The organism is Dyadobacter sp. SG02, assembly GCF_900109045.1.
Taxonomy (GTDB): domain Bacteria; phylum Bacteroidota; class Bacteroidia; order Cytophagales; family Spirosomataceae; genus Dyadobacter.
Genome location: NZ_FNYL01000004.1, coordinates 341594 through 368430 on the forward strand (window position 1 = coordinate 341594; position 26837 = coordinate 368430).

At 49.9% G+C, this 26837-nt stretch carries 23 protein-coding genes; 17 read left to right on the forward strand and 6 right to left on the reverse strand.

Annotated elements, in window-relative coordinates:
- Window positions 1-7: 7 nt before the first annotated feature.
- From BMW93_RS11490 to BMW93_RS11545, 12 genes are all read left to right on the forward strand, one after another.
- Entirely contained in the window at window positions 8-3235 is a 3228-nt protein-coding gene (locus tag BMW93_RS11490) for a T9SS type A sorting domain-containing protein (protein WP_090375513.1), read from the forward strand.
- Window positions 3236-3780: 545 nt separating this feature from the next.
- Entirely contained in the window at window positions 3781-5793 is a 2013-nt protein-coding gene (locus BMW93_RS11495) for a sialate O-acetylesterase (RefSeq protein ID WP_229240368.1), read from the forward strand.
- Window positions 5794-5990: 197 nt separating this feature from the next.
- Window positions 5991-6365: an NADH-quinone oxidoreductase subunit A gene (locus BMW93_RS11500; RefSeq protein ID WP_090375516.1), complete on the forward strand. Its 375-nt coding sequence runs from the start codon at window positions 5991-5993 to the stop codon at window positions 6363-6365.
- A gap of 27 nt (window positions 6366-6392) precedes the next feature.
- A complete protein-coding gene (locus BMW93_RS11505; protein WP_090375519.1) occupies window positions 6393-6935 on the forward strand; it encodes an NADH-quinone oxidoreductase subunit B in 543 nt (180 codons plus the stop codon).
- 6 nt (window positions 6936-6941) lie between these two features.
- Entirely contained in the window at window positions 6942-7442 is a 501-nt protein-coding gene (locus BMW93_RS11510; protein WP_090375522.1) for an NADH-quinone oxidoreductase subunit C, read from the forward strand.
- Window positions 7443-7460: 18 nt separating this feature from the next.
- The gene (gene nuoD / locus BMW93_RS11515; protein WP_090376246.1) at window positions 7461-8687 is read left to right on the forward strand and encodes an NADH dehydrogenase (quinone) subunit D; all 1227 of its coding nucleotides are present in this window, start codon (window positions 7461-7463) and stop codon (window positions 8685-8687) included.
- Window positions 8688-8711: 24 nt separating this feature from the next.
- Window positions 8712-9209 (forward strand): NADH-quinone oxidoreductase subunit NuoE, encoded by a 498-nt coding sequence (nuoE, locus tag BMW93_RS11520; RefSeq protein WP_090375525.1) that lies wholly within the window; start codon window positions 8712-8714, stop codon window positions 9207-9209.
- Window positions 9210-9239: 30 nt separating this feature from the next.
- Window positions 9240-10580 (forward strand): NADH-quinone oxidoreductase subunit NuoF, encoded by a 1341-nt coding sequence (gene nuoF / locus BMW93_RS11525; protein ID WP_090375527.1) that lies wholly within the window; start codon window positions 9240-9242, stop codon window positions 10578-10580.
- Window positions 10581-10610: 30 nt separating this feature from the next.
- Complete coding sequence (locus BMW93_RS11530; protein WP_090375530.1) at window positions 10611-11726, forward strand: 2Fe-2S iron-sulfur cluster-binding protein; 1116 nt, start codon at window positions 10611-10613, stop codon at window positions 11724-11726.
- A gap of 41 nt (window positions 11727-11767) precedes the next feature.
- Window positions 11768-12847, forward strand: coding sequence for an NADH-quinone oxidoreductase subunit NuoH (gene nuoH, locus BMW93_RS11535; protein ID WP_090375533.1), 1080 nt, complete (start codon window positions 11768-11770; stop codon window positions 12845-12847).
- 18 nt (window positions 12848-12865) lie between these two features.
- A complete protein-coding gene (locus BMW93_RS11540) occupies window positions 12866-13459 on the forward strand; it encodes an NADH-quinone oxidoreductase subunit I (RefSeq protein WP_090375536.1) in 594 nt (197 codons plus the stop codon).
- Window positions 13460-13494: 35 nt separating this feature from the next.
- On the forward strand, window positions 13495-14013 hold the full coding sequence (locus BMW93_RS11545; RefSeq protein ID WP_015813525.1) for an NADH-quinone oxidoreductase subunit J: 519 nt from the start codon (window positions 13495-13497) through the stop codon (window positions 14011-14013).
- A 100-nt stretch (window positions 14014-14113) separates the two neighbouring features.
- Here BMW93_RS11545 and gcvP read toward each other — a convergent pair whose 3' ends face one another.
- Both gcvP and BMW93_RS11560 read right to left on the reverse strand, forming a co-directional pair.
- Window positions 14114-17008: an aminomethyl-transferring glycine dehydrogenase gene (gene gcvP / locus BMW93_RS11550; RefSeq protein WP_090375539.1), complete on the reverse strand. Its 2895-nt coding sequence runs from the start codon at window positions 17006-17008 to the stop codon at window positions 14114-14116.
- Window positions 17009-17443: 435 nt separating this feature from the next.
- Window positions 17444-18700 carry a metallophosphoesterase gene (locus tag BMW93_RS11560; RefSeq protein WP_090375543.1) on the reverse strand — a complete coding sequence of 419 codons (1257 nt, stop codon included), beginning with the start codon at window positions 18698-18700 and terminating at the stop codon, window positions 17444-17446.
- Window positions 18701-18860: 160 nt separating this feature from the next.
- Here BMW93_RS11560 and BMW93_RS11565 point away from each other — a divergent pair, with 160 nt between their 5' ends.
- Window positions 18861-19082: a hypothetical protein gene (locus tag BMW93_RS11565; protein WP_176885122.1), complete on the forward strand. Its 222-nt coding sequence runs from the start codon at window positions 18861-18863 to the stop codon at window positions 19080-19082.
- Window positions 19083-19092: 10 nt separating this feature from the next.
- On the opposite strand, the gene BMW93_RS11570 is transcribed toward BMW93_RS11565, so the two are convergent.
- On the reverse strand, window positions 19093-19653 hold the full coding sequence (locus BMW93_RS11570; protein WP_090375545.1) for a YqgE/AlgH family protein: 561 nt from the start codon (window positions 19651-19653) through the stop codon (window positions 19093-19095).
- Between the two features lie 90 nt (window positions 19654-19743).
- Between BMW93_RS11570 and BMW93_RS11575 the strand changes: the two genes are divergently transcribed.
- A complete protein-coding gene (locus tag BMW93_RS11575) occupies window positions 19744-20268 on the forward strand; it encodes a gamma carbonic anhydrase family protein (protein WP_090375548.1) in 525 nt (174 codons plus the stop codon).
- A gap of 3 nt (window positions 20269-20271) precedes the next feature.
- Here BMW93_RS11575 and BMW93_RS11580 read toward each other — a convergent pair whose 3' ends face one another.
- Both BMW93_RS11580 and BMW93_RS11585 read right to left on the reverse strand, forming a co-directional pair.
- The gene (locus BMW93_RS11580; RefSeq protein WP_090375551.1) at window positions 20272-20904 is read right to left on the reverse strand and encodes a DedA family protein; all 633 of its coding nucleotides are present in this window, start codon (window positions 20902-20904) and stop codon (window positions 20272-20274) included.
- Window positions 20905-21044: 140 nt separating this feature from the next.
- Window positions 21045-22940, reverse strand: a complete 1896-nt coding sequence (locus tag BMW93_RS11585; protein WP_090375556.1) for an ABC-F family ATP-binding cassette domain-containing protein — start codon at window positions 22938-22940, stop codon at window positions 21045-21047.
- Between the two features lie 111 nt (window positions 22941-23051).
- Here BMW93_RS11585 and BMW93_RS11590 point away from each other — a divergent pair, with 111 nt between their 5' ends.
- The 3 genes from BMW93_RS11590 (at window position 23052) to BMW93_RS35415 (ending at window position 25752) form a co-directional block, all read left to right on the forward strand.
- Window positions 23052-24059: a formylglycine-generating enzyme family protein gene (locus BMW93_RS11590; RefSeq protein WP_090375559.1), complete on the forward strand. Its 1008-nt coding sequence runs from the start codon at window positions 23052-23054 to the stop codon at window positions 24057-24059.
- A 24-nt stretch (window positions 24060-24083) separates the two neighbouring features.
- On the forward strand, window positions 24084-25427 hold the full coding sequence (locus BMW93_RS11595; RefSeq protein WP_090375562.1) for a Gfo/Idh/MocA family protein: 1344 nt from the start codon (window positions 24084-24086) through the stop codon (window positions 25425-25427).
- Window positions 25428-25602: 175 nt separating this feature from the next.
- Window positions 25603-25752 (forward strand): hypothetical protein, encoded by a 150-nt coding sequence (locus BMW93_RS35415; RefSeq protein WP_177194068.1) that lies wholly within the window; start codon window positions 25603-25605, stop codon window positions 25750-25752.
- On the opposite strand, the gene aroC is transcribed toward BMW93_RS35415, so the two are convergent.
- On the reverse strand, window positions 25753-26832 hold the full coding sequence (gene aroC / locus BMW93_RS11605) for a chorismate synthase (RefSeq protein ID WP_090375567.1): 1080 nt from the start codon (window positions 26830-26832) through the stop codon (window positions 25753-25755).
- Window positions 26833-26837 lie beyond the last annotated feature (5 nt).

Sequence of the window (26837 nt, forward strand, 5' to 3'; positions counted from 1 at the left end):
AGTCACCATGAGACACTATCTACCGTATTTCTATTGGGTAGTATTCAGTATTATTTCTTTCACCGCACACGGACAAATCAATATCGATTTCCCCTCCGACCGCGCCGTTTTCCAGCGTGACGCGAACAAGAAAGCCAATATTTACATTGCCGGCAGCTACACCAAAATAGCCGACAAGATTCAGGTGAAACTCTCCGTCCGTAACGGTGGCGCCGACAGGGACTGGACCAGCATTAACGACAACCCTCAGGGTGGCTTTTTCTCCGGTACGCTTTCCGATGTGCAAGGCGGCTGGTACAAACTCGAAATCCGTGCTTTGAAAGGCGGCCAGGTAATCGCGACGAATTCCATCGAACACGTGGGTGTGGGCGAGGTGTTTTTGATTGCAGGGCAGTCAAACGCGCAAGGCTATGTGGACAATCAACCAAATCCGAGTGACGTCTGGGACGCGCCGAACGTAGACGATGACCGGGTCAGTGTGGTAGATTACAAGAATGTGCCGGATGTGCCCGAGCTTCCCAGTGGGGACTCCAATTTTCCTTATCCATCATTCATACATCTGGAAAAGAGCACGAACATCGCACCCCGTGGCAAAACAGCCTGGTGCTGGGGAAGGTTAGGTAGCAGACTCGCTAGCAGACTGGGCGTACCAATATTATTTTATAATGTTGGATGGTGGGGTACCCATGTGGGCGCCTGGCGCGAGAGTATCAATGGCGGCCGACCAAAGTCGATTTACGCGGACAACACGTATTTTGATCCGGCAGGAATGCCCTATGGAAATATGCGGGATGCAATTCACCGCTATACTTCACTGACTGGCTTGAGAGGAGTCCTATGGCTTCAGGGAGAATCTGATAACGATATGGAGCCCCAAACGAACCGGGCCAACTATTTCAGCGACCTGAAAGCCGTGATTGAAGCGTCCAGAAACGACGCCGGGAAAGACATTTCATGGGTGGTGTCACAAACTTCTTACGATAACAAAAATAAGACTGACAACGAAGTAATTGAAGGCCAGGGAATGGTCATCAACCAGGTACCTAACGTGTTTCAGGGCCCACTAACCGATTTAATCCAGGTTCCCCGTATTGACGCTGGCGGCGGTATCAACGGTGTTCACTTTATGAAAGACGGCCTTGTGCAGCTAGCAGATGCATGGTACAATAGCCTCAACGACGATTTTTTCAACCGCTCGACCCCCTATCCGGGATTACAGCCATTGAACGTGGTTGCTTCCTGCGCAGGCAATGGCAATGTGACATTAACTGTAACTAACGGCGGATTGCGCGATTTCTCCTGGAGTGCGGGTGGTAATTCCAGCAGCGTTCAGGTTGGTAACGGAACCTACCGCGTAACGGCGCGGGACGACCGTAATAACCTGATCTGGTCACCTGAAATACGTGTAAACGAACAAATCCAGCCCAATCAGCCTACCATTACCATCGACGGAAGTAATCCGGTATGCGTGGGTAACACAGCCACATTGGTTTCAAGCATTGAAGATAATGCGATATGGAATACCGGCGCGACGGGCACACGCCTGCCTGTAACCGTAGGAGGTGATTATTTTGTGAAAGTTAAAAACATCTATGGTTGTGAATCTCAGTCGGACAAGGTGACTATGAGAGTGGTAACCTCTCCATTACCCGATAAGCCGAAGATCACCGCATCCGGCGTCCTCACATTCTGTCAGGGCGGCGAGGTAACACTTTCTTCCGATTCGAAGGTTAAAAGTGTCTGGTCAAATGGTGTTACTAATGCCAGCATTACGGCAGTATCATCTGGCGATTTTCGCGTCCGCGCGCTCAACGATGAAGGCTGTTATTCCCCGGAGTCGGATCAAGTTACTGTGAAGGTTAACCCTTTGCCTGAAAAGCCGCAAATATCGCTAAGCGGCGAAACGACATTCTGCGCCGGCGGTAATGTAACCATGACGTCCAACTACGACAGCGGCAACGTCTGGAGCACAACCGCTACCACCAAAGCGATTTCGGTAACTACAACCGGTATTTTCTCGCTCACGCAGCGCGACGGAAATGGTTGTGAGGCCAAATCCGACGAAGTGTCCGTGAAAGTAAACCCATTGCCTGAGACGCCCACGATTACCGCATTACGCCCTGTTATCTTCTGCGACCGCGATTATACCCGCCTGCGCAGCAGCGAGGCATATTCCTACCAATGGAGCAACGGCTCTACCGAACGCGAAATAGAAATCCGGACATCCGGCAATTTTACCATTTCGGCCAGAGATGGCAATGGTTGCGTGTCGGCGGTATCTCCGGTGGTGCAAGTGGTGTCGAACCCGCTTCCACCTACACCTGTCATCACCGCCGACGGTCCGACCACCTTCTGCGCCGACCTGAGCGTAAACCTCACTTCGACCCCGGCAGCAGGCTTCCTGTGGAGCAATGGAGCCGCGACGCAAACCTTGAAAGTAACCCTGGCCGGCACCTATTCGGTTCAGACAATCAACGAGTTTACCTGTTATTCCGATCCGAGCAACCAGATCAGCACGCAAACACTCTCGTTGCCGCCATCGCCCACGGTGACCGCCCGGCAGGCGACCACATTCTGTGATGGTGACACGATTTCCCTGGATGCCGCGAATGGTAATGCGTTTTTCTGGAATAACGGACTGGAAGGCAACAGCATCGAAGTATTTACAACAGGCAACTACGCGGCAAGGATTGTAGACGACCAGGGTTGTTATTCCCCTTACTCCGCCCCGGTTCCCGTGGATGTAAAACCCTCACCAGCCGCTCCGACTATCAGAAAGGTAGGCGTTTATACGCTTTTGGCAGAAAACAACCTGACAGCAGGCGATCACGTCTGGAAGTACAACGATGCGGAGCTACCCGAAAACAGCGCAACACTGAAAGCGGTACGGGCGGGTAACTATGTAGTCAACAACACCATTGTTTATAGCCCCACGCTCACCTGCGCATCCGAGTTCTCCGAACCGTTCCTGTTCTATCTCGACACGGAGAATCCAGGCTTTGTCGCTTACCCGAATCCTACCTCGGAAAGGGTCACCGTGGAAACGCTGACCAACATCGTCAGCGCCGAGGTACAGATCATCGACAGTCGCGGCATTATCCACAGGACATTCAGAGTGGCGAAATTCGATAGCCGGCAATACTTTAACCTCACCGGGCTTTCCAGCGGGATTTATTTTATCAGGATTGTCTCGTCGTCGCTAAATGCTTCGCAAAAGCTGGTGATTGTGCGGTAAAAAGGCGTCTTGGCAGACGCACAGGAGCGATCAAAGATTTCAGTGTTAATATAAATGAAGCGAGGCTGCCTCAATTAATATGAGACAGCCTCGCTTTTTATTTACGTCAATTTGGTAGTGCACCCGTACTTTTCGCCTCTCATGATATAGTTAATGTAACCGTAATGCAGGCCTGAGAACGTGGCAGCCCCAGTCATCAAAATCGCTTTGATTTCAAGTTCGTCTGCCGTAAATCAAAAAACCCGGAATAGTGATATTATAGCCAAAATAATCCCTTACCTTTGTGACCGTTTTGTAATGAACACGTTAACAAAATCAAATCCATCTCGTTATAGCTTGTAAGACTTTACCTGTATCAGAATTTACCAATGCGTTATAGAATTATTCTTCCGGTAGTGGCAAAAGCATTGCTATTGGTTTGCATCGTCTCCTCAGCAGCTTTTTCCCAGACCCTCAAAATCACTTCTCCCATATTTCAATCTGTCTATCAACGGGATGCCATAGGACAAAGAGAAATTACGGTATCTGGTACATTTACTGTCGAGATGGACAAGATCGAAGTCCGGGCAGTGCCTGTTGTTCAAGGACAAGGTCAGGAAACTCCCTGGCGGGATTTGCAGGTTGCTCCGAAAGGTGGCGTCTTTATGGGTAAAATCACCTTGCTCGGTGGCTGGTATACGCTAGAAGTACGCGGGATCGCCGACGGTAAAGTTGTTGGCCGGGATGTTCTGGCACGATTCGGTATCGGAGAAGTGTTTATCATCGCAGGCCAATCGAACGCGCAAGGCTTAAAGGAGTACCCATATGGGCCTTCTGCTCAGGACGACCGCGTTATATATGTAGATAATTATCAAAATGATGAGGAAGGCGAGTTTAATGACCTTCTGACCGACCCCATCCCTCCCACGTTTTCAAAGGTCACGCAGAACATGAAGTATATGTCTCCACGTGGTCAGACTGCCTGGTGCTGGGGAATGGTTGGAGATCAACTGGTTCAAAGCCTGAACCTGCCCGTTCTTTTTATCAATACGGCATGGGAAGGGACCTCGATCGAAAACTGGTCATACAGTGCACAGGGAATACCCACGCAAAATAAGTATGGAGGTTTCTTCTATAAGACCGGTATGCCTTACGCCAACCTGCGTATCGCGGCCAGGAATTATGCCAATCAATATGGTGTAAGGGCTGTTCTCTGGATGCAGGGCGAAGCAGATGCTCTTTTCAAGACTACCACGACATTCTATCGCGACAATCTACAATTGATTATTAACCGGCTTTCTACGGATACAGACAAACGTATTACCTGGGTAATAGCCCGGACAAGCCGAACTTCGCCACAAGACAGCAAAGTGTCCTTCGTCAATCCATCCATTGTTGCCGGACAAAATGCAGTTCTTGCCACCACGTTTAATCCTACATACCCCGGCCCTGAAACAGACAACCTGGTTCCGGATCGCGGAGATGGTACACACTTCGTGGGTAAAGATAAGGACGACGCCGACGGGACAGTCCGGGCGCTGACGATCCTTGCCAACGCGTGGGTGCAAACCCTGGATGCGAATTTCTTCTCGACAGTGTCGCCAATTACCTCGGCTGAAATTCCCGCTATCGCTGCGACCTGTGTAACACAAAATAATGCTGTTACCATTTCCCTGCCGGCGGGCTATGCTTCTTACGAATGGAGAAGCAGTAAAAGCAAGACGCCCATTGGCATAGGCAGTAGCATCACTGTTACCCAGGCAGCAACATACAGCGCCACCGTGCGCGATGCCAAAAGCAACTCCATCCTCACCTCGGTAGTCACCCTCGACCACGATGCAAAACCTACCCAGCCCAACATCCTGCAATCAGGCGAGCAACAGGCCTGTGCCGATTCGTCGTTCCGGTTCTCGGTAAATGATGAAGGGTACATCTATAACTGGTTCAAAGAAAGCGCGACGACGCCCGTGACTTCTGGCGCCATTGCCAGCATTGCGGAAAGCGGAAACTATACTGTAAGGGCGCAGAACATTTTTGGATGTGTTTCCGAAAACTCACAAGCGTCGAAACTGACGATCCGTGCCAAAATCCCCAAGCCGACCATTGAGCCATCGGGGCCTTTCAGCGTATCGGCGAGCATTCCGGAAGGTGGCGAAGCAAATGAGGCCTTCATCTGGAGTCGCCCTGGTTCCGAAACCGACACGACCGCTACGTTGATTAAGATCCTGAAATCTGGCGTTTATACAGCCAAGGCGAAAGTTACCTATACCATCGGCAGCAATAACCTGGTTTGTTACTCGGATACCGCTTCGAGAGAGTTCAAAACCAATGAACAAAACGAGGTCGTAATTTACCCCAACCCCAGCCAGGGCGCTTACATTTACATCGAGTCGAGGGATAATATCAAAGAAGCGGCATTCGAGCTTTTCGACATCCGCGGAAACCTCATCAAATCGACGTCTCCAAAGCTCCTCGACGGCCGGGCACAGATCGATGTGGGCCTTCTGCCGACCGGCAAATACATTCTCCGCGTGACCGGTCAGGGACAGAGCCTTACCAAGCAAATTGTGATTAGATAAACATTCCTTCTTGATAAAATACTAAATAAGCCCCGCCACAACGGGGCTTATTTAGTATGATACTAATTAGACAAAAGAAAAAGTAAAGAATTTGATTGATAAATTTGCAAAGCCTAATTTTGAGAGACGGGGAGGAATGTAACCCGCTGGCAACAGTTTTCTAGCCATTCCTGACCCTCTGTAACCGGATCATTATAATGAAAAACGAATATCTTCCTTCCGATTATTTGCCCATCATTGTGCAATTTCTGCTCGCCGCCGGCTTCATTGGTGGCACGATGATTGTCACTCACCTTATCGGTCCGAGCCGTAAAAGCAAAAAGAAAGACGACCCGTTCGAATGTGGTATTGAGTCGGTTGGTGACGCAAGGACGCCCATTTCGGTGAAGTACTTTTTGGTAGCGATCCTCTTCGTTTTGTTCGATGTAGAGGTTATCTTCATGTATCCCTGGGCGGTTAATTTCAAGGGGCTGGGAATGTTCGGGTTCGTAGAAATGTTATTGTTCATGGCCCTTTTATTGTCCGGCTTTTATTACGTGATCCGGAAGGGCGTACTGAACTGGGAGGAATAGGCTTCGAACATTGAAATACAAAGAATTATGAAAGAAGTAAAGATAGTGGAGGCTCCGCAAGGACATAGCGGATCCGGTTTTTTTGCAACTTCATTCGACGAAGCGATAGGTCTTGCGCGCAGTTACTCACTCTGGCCATTGCCATTTGCTACTTCATGCTGCGGGATCGAGTTCATGGCTACCATGGGTGCGCATTACGATATTTCGCGTTTCGGTTCCGAACGTCCGAGCTTTTCGCCACGTCAGGCCGATTTGCTGATGGTAATGGGGACCATTGCGAAGAAAATGGCTCCGGTCGTGAAGCAGGTTTACCTTCAGATGGCCGAGCCCCGCTGGGTAATGGCCGTTGGCGCGTGCGCGTCGAGCGGTGGTATCTTTGACACTTACAGCGTTTTGCAGGGTATCGACCGCATTATACCTGTGGATGTATACGTACCCGGCTGCCCGCCGCGTCCCGAGCAGATCATCGACGGCCTGATGCAGGTCCAGTATCTTGCACAGAACGAGAAGCTTCGCCGCCGGAATACCGACGAATACCAGGAACTATTGGCATCATATAATATTCAGTAACCCCCTATGCTTACGAACCAGGAGGTAGCCGAAGGGCTTTTGGAAAAATTCGGGGACCAGGTCTTCAACTTTGAAGAACCTTACGGGCTTTTGACACTCTCAACAACCCGCGAAGAGATTATCCCGGTAATGGAGTTCCTGAAAGACCATAAAAACTATCAGGTGATATTCCTGACCGATATCACAGGCATTCAGTATCCTGATAATGCTGGCCAGGAATTCGTGGTGGTTTATCACATGCACAGTTTCGTGCACAACTTCCGCATCCGTATTAAAGTAGCCATTCCCGAAGCGGATATCCACATTCCGACAGCGACGGGCCTGTTCGCCAGCGCTAACTGGATGGAGCGCGAAACCTACGATTTTTTTGGTATCTTGTTTGACGGGCACCCGAACCTGAAACGCATTCTGAACATCGAGGAAATGGATTACTTCCCGATGCGTAAGGAATATCCGATGGAGGACGCGACCCGTGAAGATAAAATTGACGCCCTTTTCGGCCGATGATCTATATTGAGTAAGAATATGGCAGATATTGAATTATTACCGCATAATGTCCCTTCTCATAACGAGTTGCCCGAACTCGTAGAAGAACTGACCACCCTCAACCTCGGCCCGACACACCCCGCTACCCACGGTATTTTCCAGAACATCCTCAAAATGGATGGTGAAAAAATCGTTTCGGGCGAGCAGACCATCGGTTATATCCACCGGGCGTTCGAGAAAATTGCCGAGAGAAGGCCATTTTACCAGATTACTACGCTCACCGACCGCATGAACTATTGTTCCTCCCCGATCAATAACCTGGGATGGCACATGACGGTCGAGAAGCTTTTGGGCGTCGAAGTTCCCAAGCGCGCGCAGTACATCCGTGTGCTCATGATGGAACTCGCACGCATTACCGACCATATTATATGTAACAGTATCCTCGGCGTGGACACCGGGGCATTCACCGGCTTTCTGTACGTAATGCAGAAGCGCGAGGAAGTTTATGAAATCTACGAAGAAGTCTGTGGGGCACGTCTTACAACCAATATGGGCCGCCTCGGCGGTATGGAGCGTGATCTTTCGAGCACGGCTATCCGTAAGATCAAAGAGTTCATCAAATCATTCCCGCCGGTATTGAGAGAGCTTGAAAAGCTGCTCAATCGTAACCGGATTTTCATGGACCGTACCATTAATGTAGGCCCTATTTCAGCCGAAAGAGCATTATCATACGGTTTCACCGGACCTAATTTGCGTGCCGCGGGTGTGGACTACGACGTGCGTGTGATGAACCCCTACTCTTCTTACGAGGATTTCGATTTCGAAGTGCCTATCGGAAAGAGCGGCGATACTTACGACCGCTATATGGTCCGTAACGAAGAAATGTGGCAAAGCCTCAAAATCGTCGAGCAAGCTATCAACAACCTCCCGGAAGGGCCCTATTACGCCGATGCTCCCGAATATTACCTGCCTCCTAAGGACGAGGTTTACCGGAATATGGAGGCGCTTATTTACCATTTCAAAATTGTAATGGGCGAAATCGACGCACCGGCTGGCGAAGTTTACCATGCTGTGGAAGGAGGAAACGGCGAGCTGGGCTTCTACCTCATCAGCGATGGCGGCAGGGCACCATACCGTCTGCATTTCCGCAGGCCAAGCTTTATTTATTATCAGGCATACCCTGAAATGTGCAAAGGTTCATCACTGTCGGATGCGATCCTGACGATGAGTAGCCTTAATGTAATTGCAGGTGAACTGGACGCTTAAAGTTTGTTAAAGACCTATTTAGAAATGACCGAATCACCTAATCTGGTTGCGTTCACACCAGAACGACTTGAAACAGTAAAAGAAATTATCGCACGTTATCCGGAGGGCCGCCAAAAATCGGCTCTTTTGCCTGTTTTGCACGTTGCCCAGGAGCAATGGGGCTGGCTGAGCAGCGAAGTAATGGATTATGTGGCCGGTATTCTGAAAATAGAACCCGTGGAGGTTTACGAGGTAGCTACCTTTTATACCATGTACCACCTCGACCCCGTGGGCAAACACGTGATCGAATATTGCCGTACAGGGCCTTGCTGCTTAATGGGCGGAGAAGATGTGTACGGCCATTTGAAGAAAAAACTGGGCATCGAAGCGGGTGAAACCACTACCGACGGAAAGTTTACATTGAAAGAAGTAGAATGTCTCGCAGCATGTGGCTGGGGACCGGTTTTCCAGATCCGCGAGCAGTTCTATATGAACCTGACCAACGAGAAGGTCGACCAAATCATAGAAGAGTTAAGTAAATAAGCTTTCAGAAGCTGAAAATATTATCCTCAAATGGCTAGAAAAATTTTAACGGAGCATATTAATGTCCCCGGTATCGAAACCTTCGATGTTTATCGCAAACAGGGAGGCTATACTGCCGTTGAAAAAGCTATCAAAACCATGACCCCGGAAGAGGTGGTGGAAGAAGCGAAAAAATCAGGCGTGCGTGGTCGTGGTGGTGCTGGTTTCCCGATGGGAATGAAATGGGGCTTCCTGGCCAAGCCCGAGGGCGTTCCCCGTTACCTGGTATGTAATGCCGATGAATCGGAACCGGGTACTTTCAAGGACCACCACTTGATGAAATGCATTCCTCACTTGTTGATCGAGGGCATGATCATTTCCAGCTTTGCATTGGGTGCCAACAAGTCGTTCATATATGTGCGCGGCGAGCTCATGTACGTGATCCGCATTCTGGAAAAAGCCATTGCGGAAGCGAAAGCGCAAGGGTTTTTAGGTAAAAATATCCTCGGCTCGGGCTATGACCTTGAACTGGTGGTACAGCCAGGCGGCGGCGCATACATTTGCGGTGAAGAAACTGCATTGCTGGAATCTCTGGAAGGAAAAAGAGGTAACCCGAGAAACAAGCCTCCATTCCCTGCGGTAAAAGGCCTTTACCAAAGCCCTACCGTGGTGAACAACGTGGAGTCGATCTCCAATATGCCTTGGATCATCAATAATGGCGGTGATGCTTATGCAACCATCGGAATCGGTAGAAGTACCGGTACCAAGCTGATTTCCGCATCGGGCCACATTCAAAAACCTGGTGTTTACGAAATAGAGCTGGGTGTGAGCGTGGAAGAGTTTTTGAACTCGGATGAATATTGCGGTGGTATCCGAAAAGGTCACCATTTGAAAGCATTGGTAGCGGGCGGTTCGTCAGTACCTATTCTTCCTGCAAACCTCATTATGAAAACCGCAGCCGGCGAGGACCGTCTGATGACGTACGAATCGCTTTCGGATGGTGGTTTTGCAACGGGTACCATGCTCGGATCGGGTGGATTTATCGTGTTTGATGAAACAGCCTGCATTGTTCGGAATACCTGGAACTTCTCGCGTTTTTACCACCACGAATCATGCGGACAATGCAGCCCGTGCCGCGAAGGAACAGGCTGGATGGAGAAAGTCCTCCACCGCATCGAGCACGGTCACGGCAGCATGCACGACATCGATTTGCTCGTAGATATTTCAAAGAAAATAGAAGGTAACACCATTTGTCCGCTCGGGGATGCAGCTGCCTGGCCGGTAGCCAGTGCGATCCGCCATTTCCGCGACGAATTTGTGTGGCATATCACCAACCCGCAGGAAGCTACGGCCCCGGGCGCGGTTTACATGGGTGAAATGGCCCTGGTGTAATAGATCTCAGAATATTGTACTTGACTGGACATGGAAGAAGTTAAACCCCAATTGTTGAAAATTACATTCGATGGCATCGAGGTCGAAGTAGAACCCGGGACTACCATCATGCAGGCGGCTCGCAAGATTGCCGAGGCAGATGACAGCCAGGGACACCTCGTTCCGCCTGCGATGTGTTACTATAAACCGCTTACGGCTTCCGGAGGTAAATGTCGTGCGTGTCTGGTAAAAGTATCGGCTGGTTCTGCCAAAGATCCCCGTCCGATGCCTAAACTGGTCCCATCCTGTATCACACAGGTTCAGGATGGAATGGTGGTGGAAAACACGACCAACCAGGCCGTACTCGATACCCGCAAGAGCATTGTAGAATTCCTGCTGATCAATCACCCGCTCGACTGCCCTATTTGTGACCAGGCCGGTGAATGCCATTTGCAGGATTTTGCATTTGAACACGGTTCGGCGAAAACACGCTACGAGGAAGAAAGAAGAACTTTCGACAAAATCGACATAGGTCCGTACGTGCAGCTGCACATGACGCGATGCATCCTTTGCTACCGCTGCGTGTACACCGCCGACCAGATTACCAACAAACGCGTTCACGGGGTTATGAACCGCGGGGATGCTTCGGAAATCAGTACTTACATCGAAAAAGCGATCGATAATGATTTCTCCGGAAACGTGATCGACGTCTGCCCGGTAGGCGCATTGACCGACAAGACATTCCGCTTCAAAAACCGTGTTTGGTTCTCGAAACCGGAAGACGCGCACCGCGACTGCGACAAATGCTGCGGCAAAACGACCGTTTGGTACCGTGGCGACGAAGTAATCCGCGTGACTGCCCGCAAGAATACCTGGGGCGAGGTAAACGACTTCATTTGCAATACCTGCCGTTTTGAGAAAAAACAAACCAGCGACTGGGTATTGGAAGGCCCTACCAAAGTGAAACGCAGCTCGGTAATTTCTGCTAATAAATACCGCAAAGACCTCGTCGCAAAACCTGACTTTGCATTGAAACTGGCAGCATCGCAGTTCAAAAATATCGACGACTCACGCCCGTATGTGACAGACGAGGATACGATCCGTCACCAGAGCATCGAGAATAACGATAAGGCCAACCACCGTTCATTGGCGGCCAATAATAATTAAGAGAATCAGTAGTCAAAGCAGCCGGATAAAATTGCTTTCAAATGGATTTAGTAGAATTTCTTGTTAAAACCGTAACCATTGTTGCCGTCTTCGGGCTTACCCTGGTGATCGCCATGTACTCTACATGGGCTGAGCGTAAGGTCGCAGGTTTCATCCAGGACCGCAGCGGACCTAACCGTGCCGGTTGGGGCGGACTTTTGCAGCCACTTGCGGATGCAGGTAAAATGTTCTTCAAAGAGGACTTTATCCCTGCATTAGCCAACAAATGGCTCTTTATCGCCGGGCCAAGTTTGGCGATGCTTACTGCATTGCTCGCGAGCGCAGTGATTCCATTCGGCAGCACATTCCGCATTGCAGGTCATGAAGTGCCATTGCAAGGCGTCGAATCCAACATCGGTATCCTTTACGTTTTCGGCGTTGTGGCGCTGGGTGTTTACGGTATTATGGTCGGAGGTTGGGCTTCTAACAACAAATTCTCGCTTCTCGGAGCGATCCGTGCGGCTTCGCAGAACATTAGTTACGAGGTAGCAATGGGCCTTTCACTCATCGCGATCCTGATGATGAGCAGCTCGCTTTCACTGGGGGAAATCGTGGCGCAGCAGCACGGTATGAACTGGAATATCTTCTACCAGCCGCTGGGTTTCATCATTTTCATTACCTGCTCCTTCGCGGAATGTAATCGCGTACCTTTCGATCTTCCCGAGTGTGAAACGGAGCTTGTCGGTGGTTACCACACGGAATACGGCAGTATGAAACTCGGTTTCTACCTCTTCGCGGAGTATATCAACATGTTCATTTCTTCGGCAATCATTTCTGTGCTGTATTTTGGCGGTTATAATTATCCGGGAATGGATTTCGTGTATGCGCAGCTCGTGAAGGCATTGGGTAGCGAAACAGGCCATAACATAGCAACATTGATCGGAACGGCTGTTTTCTTCGGAAAAGCATTGTTCTTTGTGTTCTTCTACATGTGGGTGCGCTGGACGATCCCGCGTTTCCGCTATGATCAATTGATGAACCTGGGCTGGAAAAAGCTGATCCCTCTTGCTATTTTTAACATTATTATCACCGGTGCAGCTGTGCTTTTCTTGAAGCCTGTGATCACCGCGTGGTTGAATTAATTCCAAAATCGTATTGCCATGCAATTGACAAATCGCTCAAAGCAAGTAAGCAATAAAGAAATGACGCTGGCCGAACGCGCCTACCTGCCTGCTATTGCAACAGGTCTGGCGATTACGATCAAGCACTTTTTCGCCAAGAAAGTAACGATCCAATACCCGGAAGTAAAACGGTACCTGGGACCGGTTTTCCGCGGAAGACATATCCTGAAAAGAGACGCTGACGGCCGCGAGCGCTGTACTGCCTGCGGTTTGTGCGCAGTAGCATGCCCTGCGGAAGCGATTTCAATGGTAGCTGCCGAGCGCGTGAAGGGCGAAGAAAACCTCTATCGTGAAGAAAAATACGCGGCAGTTTACGAAGTGAATATGTTGCGCTGCATTTTCTGCGGCCTTTGTGAGGAAGCCTGCCCGAAACAGGCCGTTTACCTGCGCCACGACGAGTTCGTACCGGTATTTACCGAACGCGACCAGGTGATCTGGGGCAAAGACCTCCTCGTGGAAGATATGAACAACCGCTATACCCGCGAAGCCTGGACGAAGGAAGAAGCGCGTGCGCTGGATGTCAAAAGAGCCAGTGGTGAAATCACCAACGTTGTTCCACGAGCTATTCCCTGATTGGTAAACCAAGACTGTCAGCAGTTACTAACATTATGAATTCAGCAGTATCTTTTTTTTACTTTCTATCCTTCCTGACCATCCTGAGTGCGGTAATGGTCGTGGTATCGCGTAACCCTATTCACAGCGTTCTGTACCTGATCCTGACGTTCTTTACGCTCTCAGGGCATTACATTTTGCTGAATGCACAGTTTCTGGCAGCCGTGAATATTATCGTGTACGCCGGGGCGATTATGGTACTTTTCCTCTTCGTGATCATGTTTTTGAATATGAAACAGGACCAGGAAGAATCCAAGACAAACCTGACTAAAATAGCCGCTACGATCGTCGGCGGGACGGTTTTCGTGATCCTTTTCGGCGCTTACCGCAAAACTGCTATTGAGCCATTTAACCCGCAGACTTACGATTCTCAGATCGGCATGATCGAGAGCCTGGGGCATATGCTTTTCCGGGATTATCTGTTGCCGTTTGAGCTGGCTTCTATCCTGTTGCTTGTAGCGATGGTGGGGGCTGTGTTGTTGGGCAAGAGGGAGATTGGGGAGCGTCACTTCTAGAGAGTATCGTATCGATATCGCAGCCCAAGCCTGAAGGTTTGGGTTATAACAAAAAGAGGCTCTTTCGAGCCTCTTTTTGTTGGTATCTATCACACTGTTATCAGGCTTCCTCTACTTCGGAGTATGCTTCCACAGGGATACATGAGCAGATCAGGTTGCGATCACCATACGCACTGTCTACACGGCTTACGCTTGGCCAGAACTTATTGAAGCGCAGATAAGGCAGCGGGAATGCCGCTTTTTCGCGACTGTAAGAACGAGTCCAGTTTTCGCTGAGCAAGACGCGGGAAGTATGCGGCGCATTCTTCAAAACGTTGTCGTTGCGATCGGCTGTTCCTTCTTCCACTTCGCGGATTTCGTTGCGAATCGCGATCATTGCGTCACAGAAACGGTCCAGTTCGGCTTTCGATTCCGATTCGGTCGGTTCGATCATCAATGTGCCTGCAACAGGGAATGAAAGGGTCGGCGCGTGGAAACCGTAGTCCATTAAGCGTTTTGCCAGATCCTCGGCTTCTACACCAGCCGCTTTGAAACCACGACAATCGACGATCATTTCGTGCGCGCAGCGCCCGTTTGTACCTGTGTAAAGTACTTCGTAATGCCCGTTCAGGCGCTCCTTGATATAGTTTGCATTCAGGATAGCGAATTTGGTGGCATTGGTAAGGCCTTCACCACCCATCATGGCAATGTATGCGTAAGAGATTGTCAGGATACTTGCGCTACCGTAAGGTGCCGCAGAAACCGCTCCCGCCTGCCCTGTCGGCAGATATTCCGGCTGTGTGCTGAAATTCACGTGGCCTGGCAGGAACGGCATCAGGTGCTCGGCAACGCCGATCGGTCCTACTCCCGGGCCTCCGCCGCCGTGAGGAATACAGAATGTTTTATGCAAATTGAGGTGGCAAACATCCGCGCCAATGCTGGCAGGGCTCGTGAGTCCAACCTGTGCATTCATATTCGCGCCGTCCATATAAACCTGCCCACCGAATGAATGGATCATCGAGCAGATTTCGATAATGCTCTCTTCATAAACACCGTGCGTCGATGGATAGGTTACCATCAAACACGACAGGTCATCGGCATGCTGCTCAGCTTTCGCACGCAAATCTTCCACATCGATATTTCCGCGTTCGTCACATTTCGTTACCACCACCTTCATCCCGGCCATTACGGCGGATGCAGGGTTGGTACCGTGTGCAGAAGAAGGGATCAATGCAACATTACGATGTGCTTCGCCGCGGCTCTCATGGTATGCACGAATGGCCATCAAACCGGCATATTCTCCTTGCGCGCCCGAGTTTGGCTGGAACGACATCGCCGCAAAACCGGTGATCTCGCAAAGCCAGGTATTCAACTCGCTTACGAGCTGAGCATAACCACCTACCTGGTTAGTAGGTGCAAACGGGTGAATACCACCGAATTCCGGCCAGGTAAGCGGGATCATCTCGGCAGTAGCATTCAATTTCATGGTACAGCTACCCAACGAAATCATGGAATGTACCAATGAAAGGTCCTTGTTTTCCAGCGATTTCAAATAGCGGAGCATTTCGTGCTCCGTGTGGTGGGTGTTGAAAACCGGGTGTGTCAGGTATTCCGACTTTCTCACCAGATTCTCAGGGAGTGAAAATTCGAGGTCCTCGTCGATCACGAGTTCGCCCTGGAAGCCTGAAACCTCTGCAAAAACATTGAGCAATGCAATCACATCATCGAATGTCTTAGCCTCGTCGAATGACACCGAAAGGCTCTCATCTCCGTGGTATTTGAGGTTAATGCCCCATTTCAATGCCTGCTCACGCAATTTCCGCGTCAGTGGCGTCCGGACTGTTACTGTATCGAAATAGTTTTCAGTAACAACCTCGTAATTGAATTTCTTCACAGTATCTACAAACAGGCGGGTAAGGCCATGCACGCGTGCTGCGATGCTCTTGATACCTTCTGGCCCGTGGTATACCGAATAGGCACCGGCAATAACGGCCAGCAATACCTGTGCGGTACAAATGTTGGAAGTCGCTTTTTCGCGGCGGATATGCTGCTCGCGCGTCTGCAAGGCCATGCGCAATGCACGATTGCCTTCGCCATCGACCGATACTCCGATAATACGGCCCGGAATCTGCCGCTTGAAGGCATCCTTGGTCGCGAAATAAGCGGCATGCGGGCCACCGTAACCCATTGGCACACCGAAGCGCTGCGAAGAACCGATCACTACATCAGCACCCATTTCGCCCGGCGATTTCAGGAGGGTCAATGCGAGCAAGTCTGCCGCAACGGCCACCGAAACGCCCAGCTCATGCGCCGAAGCAATAAAATCCGTGTAATCGATCACTGCGCCATCCGTAGCAGGGTACTGAACGAGCGCGGCGTAAATATTTTCGTCGGTGAGATCGACCGTTGTGTGATTACCTACTACCACATCGATACCGATAGGCTTCGCGCGGGTGTATATGAGGTCGATCGTCTGCGGATGGCAAAGCTCCGACACGAAGAATGTATTGGCTTTTTTTCTGGAAGCGCCTTTCAGAGCGTGCAGCATGGTCATCGCCTCCGCCGCCGCCGTTGCCTCATCAAGCAATGAGGCGTTTGCGATCTCCATTCCCGTCAGATCAGTCACGACCGTCTGGAAGTTCAGGAGCATTTCAAGCCGTCCCTGCGCGATTTCCGCCTGATAGGGTGTGTAAGCCGTATACCAGGCCGGATTTTCGAGGATGTTCCTCAGAATGACGTTCGGTGTGATGGTGTCGTAATAGCCTGTGCCGATGTATGATTTCAGCACCGCGTTTTTGGAAGCAATTCTTTTGATGTATTGTAAAAATTCCTGCTCCGATTTGGGCCTCGGCAAATTCAGTGGTTTTTGTAGACGAATCGCAGAAGGCAGAGTCTGGTCAATCAGTTCATCCACTGACCCGGCTCCGATGGTCTTCAACATTTCCTGCAATTCCTGTTCATCTTTACCGTGGTGACGGTTTTCAAACTTGTCCTGGTTTCGAAGATTAACTTTCATTCAAGTTAGGCTGAGAATGCCGCTATTAGGTGATTTTAAAATACAAAAGTAAGCAAATCCAACCAAATCTCTCAGAGATTGATGGCTATGCTTACTCTTGAATATGTACAAAATGTAACGGCAGGAAGTTCCTAGTGGTTAGGGCAGCCGCAATCTGTTTTTCGTTTAAATATCCCAAGGAATTTTTTCGACCTTGGCTTCTTGTAACCTTTGTATTTTTTCTTTTTACCAAACAATTCCACCTTGGCCGTTCCGGGAGCGGCGGAAACTGTCTGTACGCCTGAAATACCGCAAATCAGCGCTAGTACCAGAAGCCAGGGAGTGATTTTCTTGATCATGTTCGTTGCGATGGATCGTCAAAGGTTACTAATGCAACGCAATGCTTACCAATTTCGGTATGCATTGCGCCAACCCTTTCACAATTTTCCGAAAATTTTACGCCTTTACCAATTCCAGGATCGTGATTTCGGGGAGGATACCCACGCGGCCTGGGTAACCCAGGTAGCCGAATCCGCGGTTGACATACAAATACTGGTCGTTCTCCTCATAAAGCCCCGCCCATTGCTTGTAACGGTACTGCACCGGGCTCCACTTCACCTTGCCTATTTCCACACCGAATTGCATCCCGTGTGTATGGCCCGCGAGCGCGAGGTCGATGTCCTTATATTTAGGTAAAACCTGCGCCTCCCAATGGCTTGGGTCGTGCGAGAGCAATATTTTGACCGGATACTCATCCGTATGCTCGTAAGCTTTTTCCAGGTTTCCGTATTTGGCAAAATTACCGGCCCCCCAGTTTTGAATACCGATCAGTCCGATCGATTCTCCATCGACTTTAATTGCGCGGTTTTCATCCAGCATCAGTTTCCAGCCCAGCAATTCGTGCGCTTTCTTCAAATCGGCAAGATTACCGGTCTTTGACTGGGCGTCGGCCCAATGAAAATAGTCGCCGTAATCGTGGTTCCCGAGCACGGAATGTACGCCGAGCGGCGCTTTAACCTTGTCGAAAATGTTAATGTAGTCCTTTACTTCCAGGGCCCGGTCATTCACCAGGTCGCCGGTGAAGAATGCAATGTCGGGTTTCTCCTTCATCAACATTTCCACGCCGCCTTTCACGGCTGTTTTATTAAAAAAACTACCCGAGTGAATATCCGAAAGCTGGGCGATTTTCATGCCGTGAAACTGTCGGGGGAGGTTTTTCAAAGGCACTTTCACGCGCCGAATCCGGTAATCGTGTGCACCCGAGAGAATACCGTATGCGAATGTGCCCATTAGCCCGGCACTTGCCACCACGGCCGTCGTTGCGAGGAATTGTGAACGCGGGATAGTCGGCTCGCCGGTTTCGGGCGACGGCGTCGCCACCGATGGAGCAAAAAGGCTCACGATCCATTGAAAAAAGCGACGTACATCGTCGACAAGCAGGATCGCCACGGCCAATAATTTCGAGAGGTAGGGAATGGCAATGAATGCCACTACAAACGTCCGGGTAGTGCTTTTGAAGTAATCTGGCGGCAGCAATTGCATTCCTACGTAGGCACCGAGCGTAACCAGCGTCAATGCCCAGTAAGCGCCTCCGATCCAGCGTTGCGTTAATGGGTTCAGGCTGCGGATAGCCAATTTAAGACCTTGCCAGACGTACCAGTCGATGGCAAAGAGTACGAAAGTTAATATGATAAAAACGAAGGTTCTGTTCATTTTGAAATGATAGTTGTCATATCAACGACAAACATATGCAAAACCTTTCACGTTCAGCGCCCATCCGGGATTTTGGATGAATGTATGCAGTGGATGAATGAAGGTTGATTTCGGCAGCTAAGCGGTTTTCGGTATTTTTGTACCTTATCCTTTCTCAGTTATGTCTAAATACGATTTCAAACGGTTCCACATTCGTTCGATGAACGCGGGTTCCGACCAGGAAAGAGCGGCGATCAATCAGGAATTGAAAGATTTGTACGCGTCGCTGCCTGATGACGAAAAAAAGATTTTCAATGAAGAATTACAACATTTCCTCACCCACGAAGTGGCGCGGATCAAGTCGGATTACGAATCGGTGAAAGGTTTGAACCAGCCTAACTAAAACGAAGTGCTTAATTCAAACGCGGGTCGATGGGATAATGCGCGATGGAGCGGTATTCACCTCCCATAGTGCGCAGGATTTCACGCCAGAAATTAACCGGAGGCGTCGAAAACAGGAAATCGGAAGTCGTGCTGGAAATGATCCACGAGTCCTGCTTGATCTCGTCGTCGAGCTGCCCGCCGCTCCATCCCGAATAGCCGATGAAGAACATAACGTCCTCCTGTTTAAGGGTATTCAGGTTCAGGAGCGTTTTGACATTTTCGAAATCGCCGCCCCAGTAAACGTCCTTCATGATCTCCGTTCCGCCGGCAACGAGGTCGGGGCGGCGGTGTATGAAATGCAATGTGTTTTTTTCAACAGGGCCACCGAGGTGCAGCGTGATGTCCTGGTAAATGGTCTCGTCCAGCACGTCCCCCAGGAACAGGTCGGTTGTTTGGTTCAATACAAAACCGAAACTTCCCTGCTCATTATGCTCGCACATAAGGATAACCCCCCTTTCAAAATTGGGATCGCCCAAAAACGGCTTTGCGATGAGCAAGCTTCCTTTCGAAACTTTCGCGGCTGACGGCATGACCTGGCAAATTGTTAATTCAACAACGAAATATATTTATTTTTCGCACTGAAAAGCGGATATTGCCCAAAATATAATAAAAATAAGATCATGGCATTGATAAAATCTGTCCGAGGACATCACCCTACCTACGACGACAGTTGCTGGTTTGCAGAAAACGCTACCATTGTGGGCGATGTGGTGATGGGCGAAAATTGTACTGTGTGGTTCAACGCGGTGATCCGCGGCGACGTGAACAGTATCCGCATCGGGCACCATTCCAATGTCCAGGACGGCGCCGTGATCCATTGTACCTATCAGCGGTTTGCGACCACGATCGGGAATTATGTTTCCATCGCACACAACGCCATCGTACATGGCTGCACCATCGAAGACCACGTGCTGATCGGCATGGGTGCCATTGTAATGGACGGGGCGGTTGTCGGCGAAGGCGCCATTATCGCCGCGGGAGCCATTGTCACGCAGGGCACCAAAGTACCTCCGGGAACAATTTACGCCGGTAATCCAGCCAAATACCTGAAAGACGTTTCGCCGGAACTGAATGCAGCCATCGACCGGACCGCGAATAATTATCTGATCTATTCGGGCTGGTTTAAGGAGGAGGAAGGCCTATAAACCTTACTCCGCCATGCCCTTCCGCGCATTCAAATATCCCTTGATCACCGTGAACGTCGTGATCGCCAGGAAGAAGAGAATAATGTACTGTACATAATCCACGATCCAGGGGAATTTTTCGCCGAACAGATAACCTCCCCCCGTCAACGTGATGATCCAGATCGCCCCTCCTACTACATTATTGATCAGGAAGGAAGGAAACGACATTTTGACCAATCCCGCGAGTATAGGCGCGAACGTGCGCACGATAGGCAGGAACCGACTGATAATTAATGTCCTGCTGCCGTATTTTTCGAAGTAACTACGAGTGGTTTCAATGTGTTTTTTCTTGAAAAAGAAAGAATCCGGCCTGTTCTTGAACATATCGCCAAAATACTTCCCGAAAATATAGCCCACCAGCGAGCCCAATATCGCGGCCGTAAGCATGCTGATCAGCAAAATGAGGATCGGCACGTCGAGAATGCCGGTACCACAGAACACCCCCGCGAGAAATACGAGGTAGTCGCCAGGCAGAAAGAATGCGAAAAACAGGCCGTTTTCCGCGAATACGATGAAAGTAATAACCAAAAGCCCGCCAGTACGGATGATTTCCTCCGAATTAAGGATGTACTGGAAAAACTCGACAATTGAATCCATAATCTGTGATCTGAGGGTTAAGCCGGGCTACGTTAGCCGGGCTACGCTAGCCGGGCTACGCTAGCCGCGTGCAACCAGCCACATGCGACTACCGACGCGGGGCTACCGTGCTACGGCCAGCGATTTGTTGACCTTTAAAATTAAGCATTTTCCGATAGTTCCAGCCAGCGCATTTCCTTCTCGGCCTGACTGTCGTTGATTTCCTCGATCTCCTTCGACCATTTCGCCAGCTCTGCATGCGAGCCGCCTTTGTTCAGGTTTTCGACTAATTGCACCTTCTTTTGTTCCAGTTTGGCGATATCCCCTTCCAGCTGCTCCATTTCCTTTTGCTCCTTATAGCTCAACTTCTTTTTGGTAGCAGTTGCAACAGGCGCTGCTACCGGCTCTTTCGGCGCAACTGCTACCGGCGGAGCAGCTTTCTGGTTGCTGCTGGCGGCAGCGAGTTTTTTCTCAGCCTCTTGTTCATCCTGGTAATCCCGCAGCTCGGTGTAGTTACCCGGAAAGTCACTGATCTTACCTTCGCCGTCAAACACGAAAATATGTTGTACCAGCCTGTCGAGGAAGTAGCGGTCGTGGGAAACGATCATCAGACAGCCCGGGAAGTTCAGCAGAAACTCTTCGAGTACATTCAAACTGTCGATATCCAGGTCGTTGGTAGGCTCATCGAGAATCAGGAAGTTCGGCTGTTTGATCAGGATCAGAAGAAGCTGTAAACGACGCCTTTCTCCTCCACTCAGTTTCGATATAAAATCATATTGTTTGGAAGGCGAGAACAGGAATGCCTGCAACAGCACGCCGACCGTCACCGTTTCGCCCGTTCCCAGCTGCACTACCTCGGCCACATCTTTTACAATATCGATCACGCGCTGGTTTTCATTGAATACCAGGTCCGTTTGTTTGTAATAGCCAAACTGAACCGTTTCACCGGTACTGATCTTGCCCTTATCGGGTTGTAATTCGCCCGTAATCATGTTCAGCAGCGTCGATTTCCCCATTCCGTTCTTTCCAACAACGCCAATGCGATCGCCGCGACGGAAGGTATATTCGAAGTTTTTGATCAGCTCACGCTCCCCGAAACCTTTGCTGATATTTTCCAGCTCTATGATTTTGCTACCCAACCGCGAAGTCCGCACATTGAGCTCCATTTGCACATCAAATTTCTTCTGGCTGGCTTTTTCTTTCAGTTCTTCAAATGCATCGACCCGGTATTTCGCCTTCGTACCGCGTGCCTTTGGCTGTCTTCTGATCCAGTCCAGCTCCTTGCGCATGAGGTTACGCGCCTTATCGATCGTGGCAGCTTCCAGTTCTTCCCGCTCGGCTTTCTTTTCCAGGAAATAGGTATAGTTTCCTTTATAGGTATATGCCGAACCATGATCCAGTTCGAGCATCTGATTGCAGACGGTGTCGAGGAAGTAGCGGTCGTGGGTTACTACCAATAATGTAGTATTCGAAGTGTTCAGGTATTCTTCCAGCCATTCGACAGTATCGAGGTCGAGGTGGTTGGTAGGTTCATCCAGAATAAGCAGGTCGGGATCTTCGAGCAATACTTTGGCCAATGCAACGCGTTTGCGCTGACCTCCGGAGAGCGTTCCGTATGCATTGTCGGTATGGTGAATACCAAGGCGGCCGAGGACTTCCTTGGTTCTGTATTCAAAATCCCATGCATTGAGCTTATCCATATCCTCCATCACCTCCGAAAGCTCGTCATGAAGATCGTTCTCGATCGCGTGCTCGTAGCGCTTCACGACTTGCGCGACCGGGTTATTAGAAGAAAATATCACTTCCAGGATCGGTAGCGACTCATCAAATGAAGGGCTTTGGTCGAGGTAACCGACACGGATGTCTTTGCGGATACTTACCTCGCCTTCATCGGCGGGTATCTTGCCTGTGAGGATATTCAAAAATGTGGTTTTTCCGGTCCCGTTCGTTCCGATCAACGCTACCTTATCACCCTTACTGATCCCAAAACTGATATTCCTGAAAAGCCACCGGTCACCGAATGACTTGGCTATATTTTCCGCCGAAAGATAATTCATGATTAAATCTAAAATTCTGTAAATGCAAAGTTAGGACAGATATTAAACAACGAAGAAAAAATTCGCTTTCATAGGGTAAATAGGCTAATATTGCCACTTATATTCAGTTAGATGGTTCCATTGAACACATTCATTATCATGTCCAAAAAATCCCTTTACCTAATCTTAACCGTTTTTCTTTGTTTTAAAGCAGTAGCGCAGGACAGTAATTTTAAAAGCTATACCCAAAAAATCGGAGGCAGCCCTCAGGTGTACGACATGGTCGCGATTCCCGGTGGTGAATTCATGATGGGTAGCCCGGCAGGCGAAAAAGGCCGCAGAGCCGATGAAGGTCCCCAGCACAAGGTAAAAATCGAGCCCTTCTGGATGGGCAAAACCGAAGTGATCTGGGATATTTACGATTTGTACGCTTTCAAGAATATGGAAAAGGAAATGGGCGCACGCCACCCGGATCCCGACAAAAGCGTTCAGAAAACCGACGCAAGTACCCGTCCTTCCCCTCCTTATGTAGACATGTCCTTCGGAATGGGCCGTTCGGGTTATCCGGCGATCAATATGACACAATATGCGGCAATCTATTTCTGTAAATGGTTGTACGAAAAGACCGGCATTTTCTACCGTCTTCCAACCGAAGCGGAATGGGAATATGCCTGCCGCGCAGGTTCGAAAACGGCTTATTCATTTGATGAAGCAAAAATCGATGAATATGCGTGGTACCGCAAAAACAGCGATGCCGCCTATAAAAAAATAGGAACAAAAAAGCCGAATGCGTGGGGATTGCACGATATGCATGGCAATGTAATGGAATGGACACTCGACCAGTACATTCCAGATTATTATGCCAAACAACCCAAAGGCGAAGCATTCGCTCCGGTTACTGAACTTTACCCTACTTCCGTTCGCGGTGGCTCTTGGGACGACGAAGCGGCCGATCTCCGCAGCGCTGCCCGCGTAGCCTCGAAACCGGAATGGAAGATCCTCGACCCGCAATTGCCCAAATCGGAATGGTGGATGACCAGCGCGTCATTTGTGGGTTTCCGTGTTGTAAGACCGCTTAAAACGCCGTCGCAGGAAGAGATTAATGCCTATTACAGCCCTAAGTTGATTGAAGACTACTGATCATATTTAAACTCTTAATTCGAAATGGAACAGAACAGACGTAATTTTTTGAAAGCATCGGGCCTCATCGCGGGCAGTGCCATCCTGAGCCCGCTTACCGGGCACGGCTTCAACAGCGCAGTTGGTGATACGATCAAAGTGGCCCTCATCGGTTGTGGCGGCCGTGGAACCGGCGCGGCGGCACAGGCATTGAGCACCACGCAAAATGTGCAGATCGTGGCGATGGCTGATGCTTTCAAGGACCGTCTCGACGATGCCTACAAAAATCTGACAGCCAAAAAATACAAAAATGCTGCCGGACAGCCGGTTGACATCAAAACGAAAGTGGATGTTCCCGAGGACCGTAAGTTTGTAGGATTCGACGCATTTAAAAAGGCCATCGCATTGAAAGATGTGGATGTGGTAATCCTCGCAACACCTCCGGGCTTCCGTCCTTCACATTTCGAAGAGGCCGTGAAGAACAACAAGCACATTTTCATGGAAAAACCTGTTGCAACCGATGCACCAGGTATCCGCAAAGTGCTTGAACTGGCAGAAGAAGCCAAAAAGAAAAAACTGAACGTAGTAGTAGGTCTCCAACGTCACTATCAGGCTAACTACCGTGAGGCGATCAAACGCATTCACGACGGCGCACTGGGCGATATCGTAGGCGGCCAGGTTTACTGGGTAGGCAGCAGCCCCTGGATGAAGGAACGCCAGGCTAACCAGACTGAAATGGAATACCAAATGAGAAACTGGTATTACTTCAACTGGCTTTGCGGCGACCACATTTCGGAGCAGCACGTTCACAATATCGACGTAGCTAACTGGGTGAAAAACGGTTATCCCGTAAGTATCCAGGGTTCAGGCGGACGTCAGGTACGTACGGGCAAGGCGTACGGTGAGATTTACGACCACCACACGCTCGACCTCGTATACGCAGATGGAACCGTGATTTCCAGCCAATGCCGCCAGTTCGAAGGAACCTGGAACCGCGTTGACGAGGCTTTCGTAGGTACCAAAGGCCGTATCGACAGTTTCGATGACAAAAAGACCATCCTGAAAGACTACAAAGGTGGCGTGATTTATCACCACGATAATTCCAATTACAGAAACCCATACCAGGTAGAGCACGACGAACTTTTCGCAGCCATTGCAAAAGGAGAATACAAATTCGCAGATGCTGAAAACGGCGCGAAAAGTACTATGACCTCGATCATGGGCCGCATGGCCACCTACTCGGGCAAGCAAATCAAATGGGAAGAAGCGTTGAACTCAGATATCAACCTGTTCCCCGACAAACTTGCATGGGATGCGTCTCCGAAAATCCTGCCGGGTCCCGACGGGCTTTACCCTGTGGCAATCCCTGGTAAGACTCAGGTGATATAATTTAAGACCAAAAACGCAAAATGGCCCTCAGCGGGCCATTTTGCGTTTTAATAGCATTTCTCGGAGCGAATAACTATATTCGGTAAGAGAATTCTTGACGATACTTATTGTGGAACGAAATATATAGTCGGTGAAGCTTAGCCTGAGAAACGCTGTACTTATCCTCCTTGCCGGTATGATCGTACTGGCAACCGGTTCGTTTTTAAACTCTTCCAAAACGCAGTTCAGCGACCCGGTCATTCTAACCGGGCTTGCGATCGAATTCGTTGGAACAATCTGGCTGGTACTTTACCTCAACCAGCGCCGCAAACGTCACAAAGCCTGACTACAACTTCGCCGATCTGTTTCGCAGGTAAAAATCCGCCAGTACCAATGCCGTCATCGCTTCTACGATGGGCACTGCGCGCGGCACCACGCATGGGTCATGGCGGCCCTTTCCCTGGACAATCGCTACAGTACCGAACTGATCGACACTCTCCTGGTCCTGCATGATCGTAGCCACGGGTTTGAATGCCGTACGGAAGTAAATATCCTCGCCGTTTGAAATACCGCCCTGAATACCTCCCGAATGGTTCGTACGCGTATGTACCTGACCATTTTCATCGGTATAGAAGGCGTCGTTGTGCTGTGATCCAGGCAGCAGTACTCCATCAAAGCCACTACCATATTCGAAACCCTTTACTGCATTAATGCTCAGCATTGCTTTGCCGAGCTCGGCATGGAGTTTGTCGAAAACAGGCTCTCCCCAACCAGCCGGCGTACCTTTTACGACGCAGTTAACCACACCGCCGATCGAATCGCCTTGCTTGCGGACGCCGTCGATATAGTCGAACATTTGTTGCGCCATCTCAGGGTCAGGGCAACGTACTGCATTGTTTTCTGTTTCTGAAAGGTCGAGTTCCTGATAGCTTTTTTCCAGCTTCAAGGTACCAACCTGCGATACGTAAGCCTGAATACTCACGCCCAGTTCGGCCAACATGAGCTTCGCGAGTGCGCCTGCGGCTACACGTGCGGCCGTCTCGCGCGCGGAACTGCGCCCGCCCCCGCGATAGTCGCGGACACCATATTTAACCTGGTAGGTATAATCGGCATGGGATGGCCTGAATTGCGCCGCGATATGCGAGTAATCCTTACTGCGCTGGTCTTCATTCCGGATTACCATTGCGATGGGCGTACCGGTTGTTTTTCCTTCGAATACGCCTGATAATACTTCAAATTCGTCCGCTTCCTTGCGTTGCGTCGTAATTCTCGACTGACCTGGCTTTCTGCGGGTCAATTCGCTTTGTATGAAATCAGAGTCAAAATTCACACCAGCCGGGCATCCCTCGATCACTACTCCGATCCCTACCCCGTGCGATTCGCCGAAAGTGGCTATTTTAAATATCTTGCCGTATGTACTGCCCATTAAAC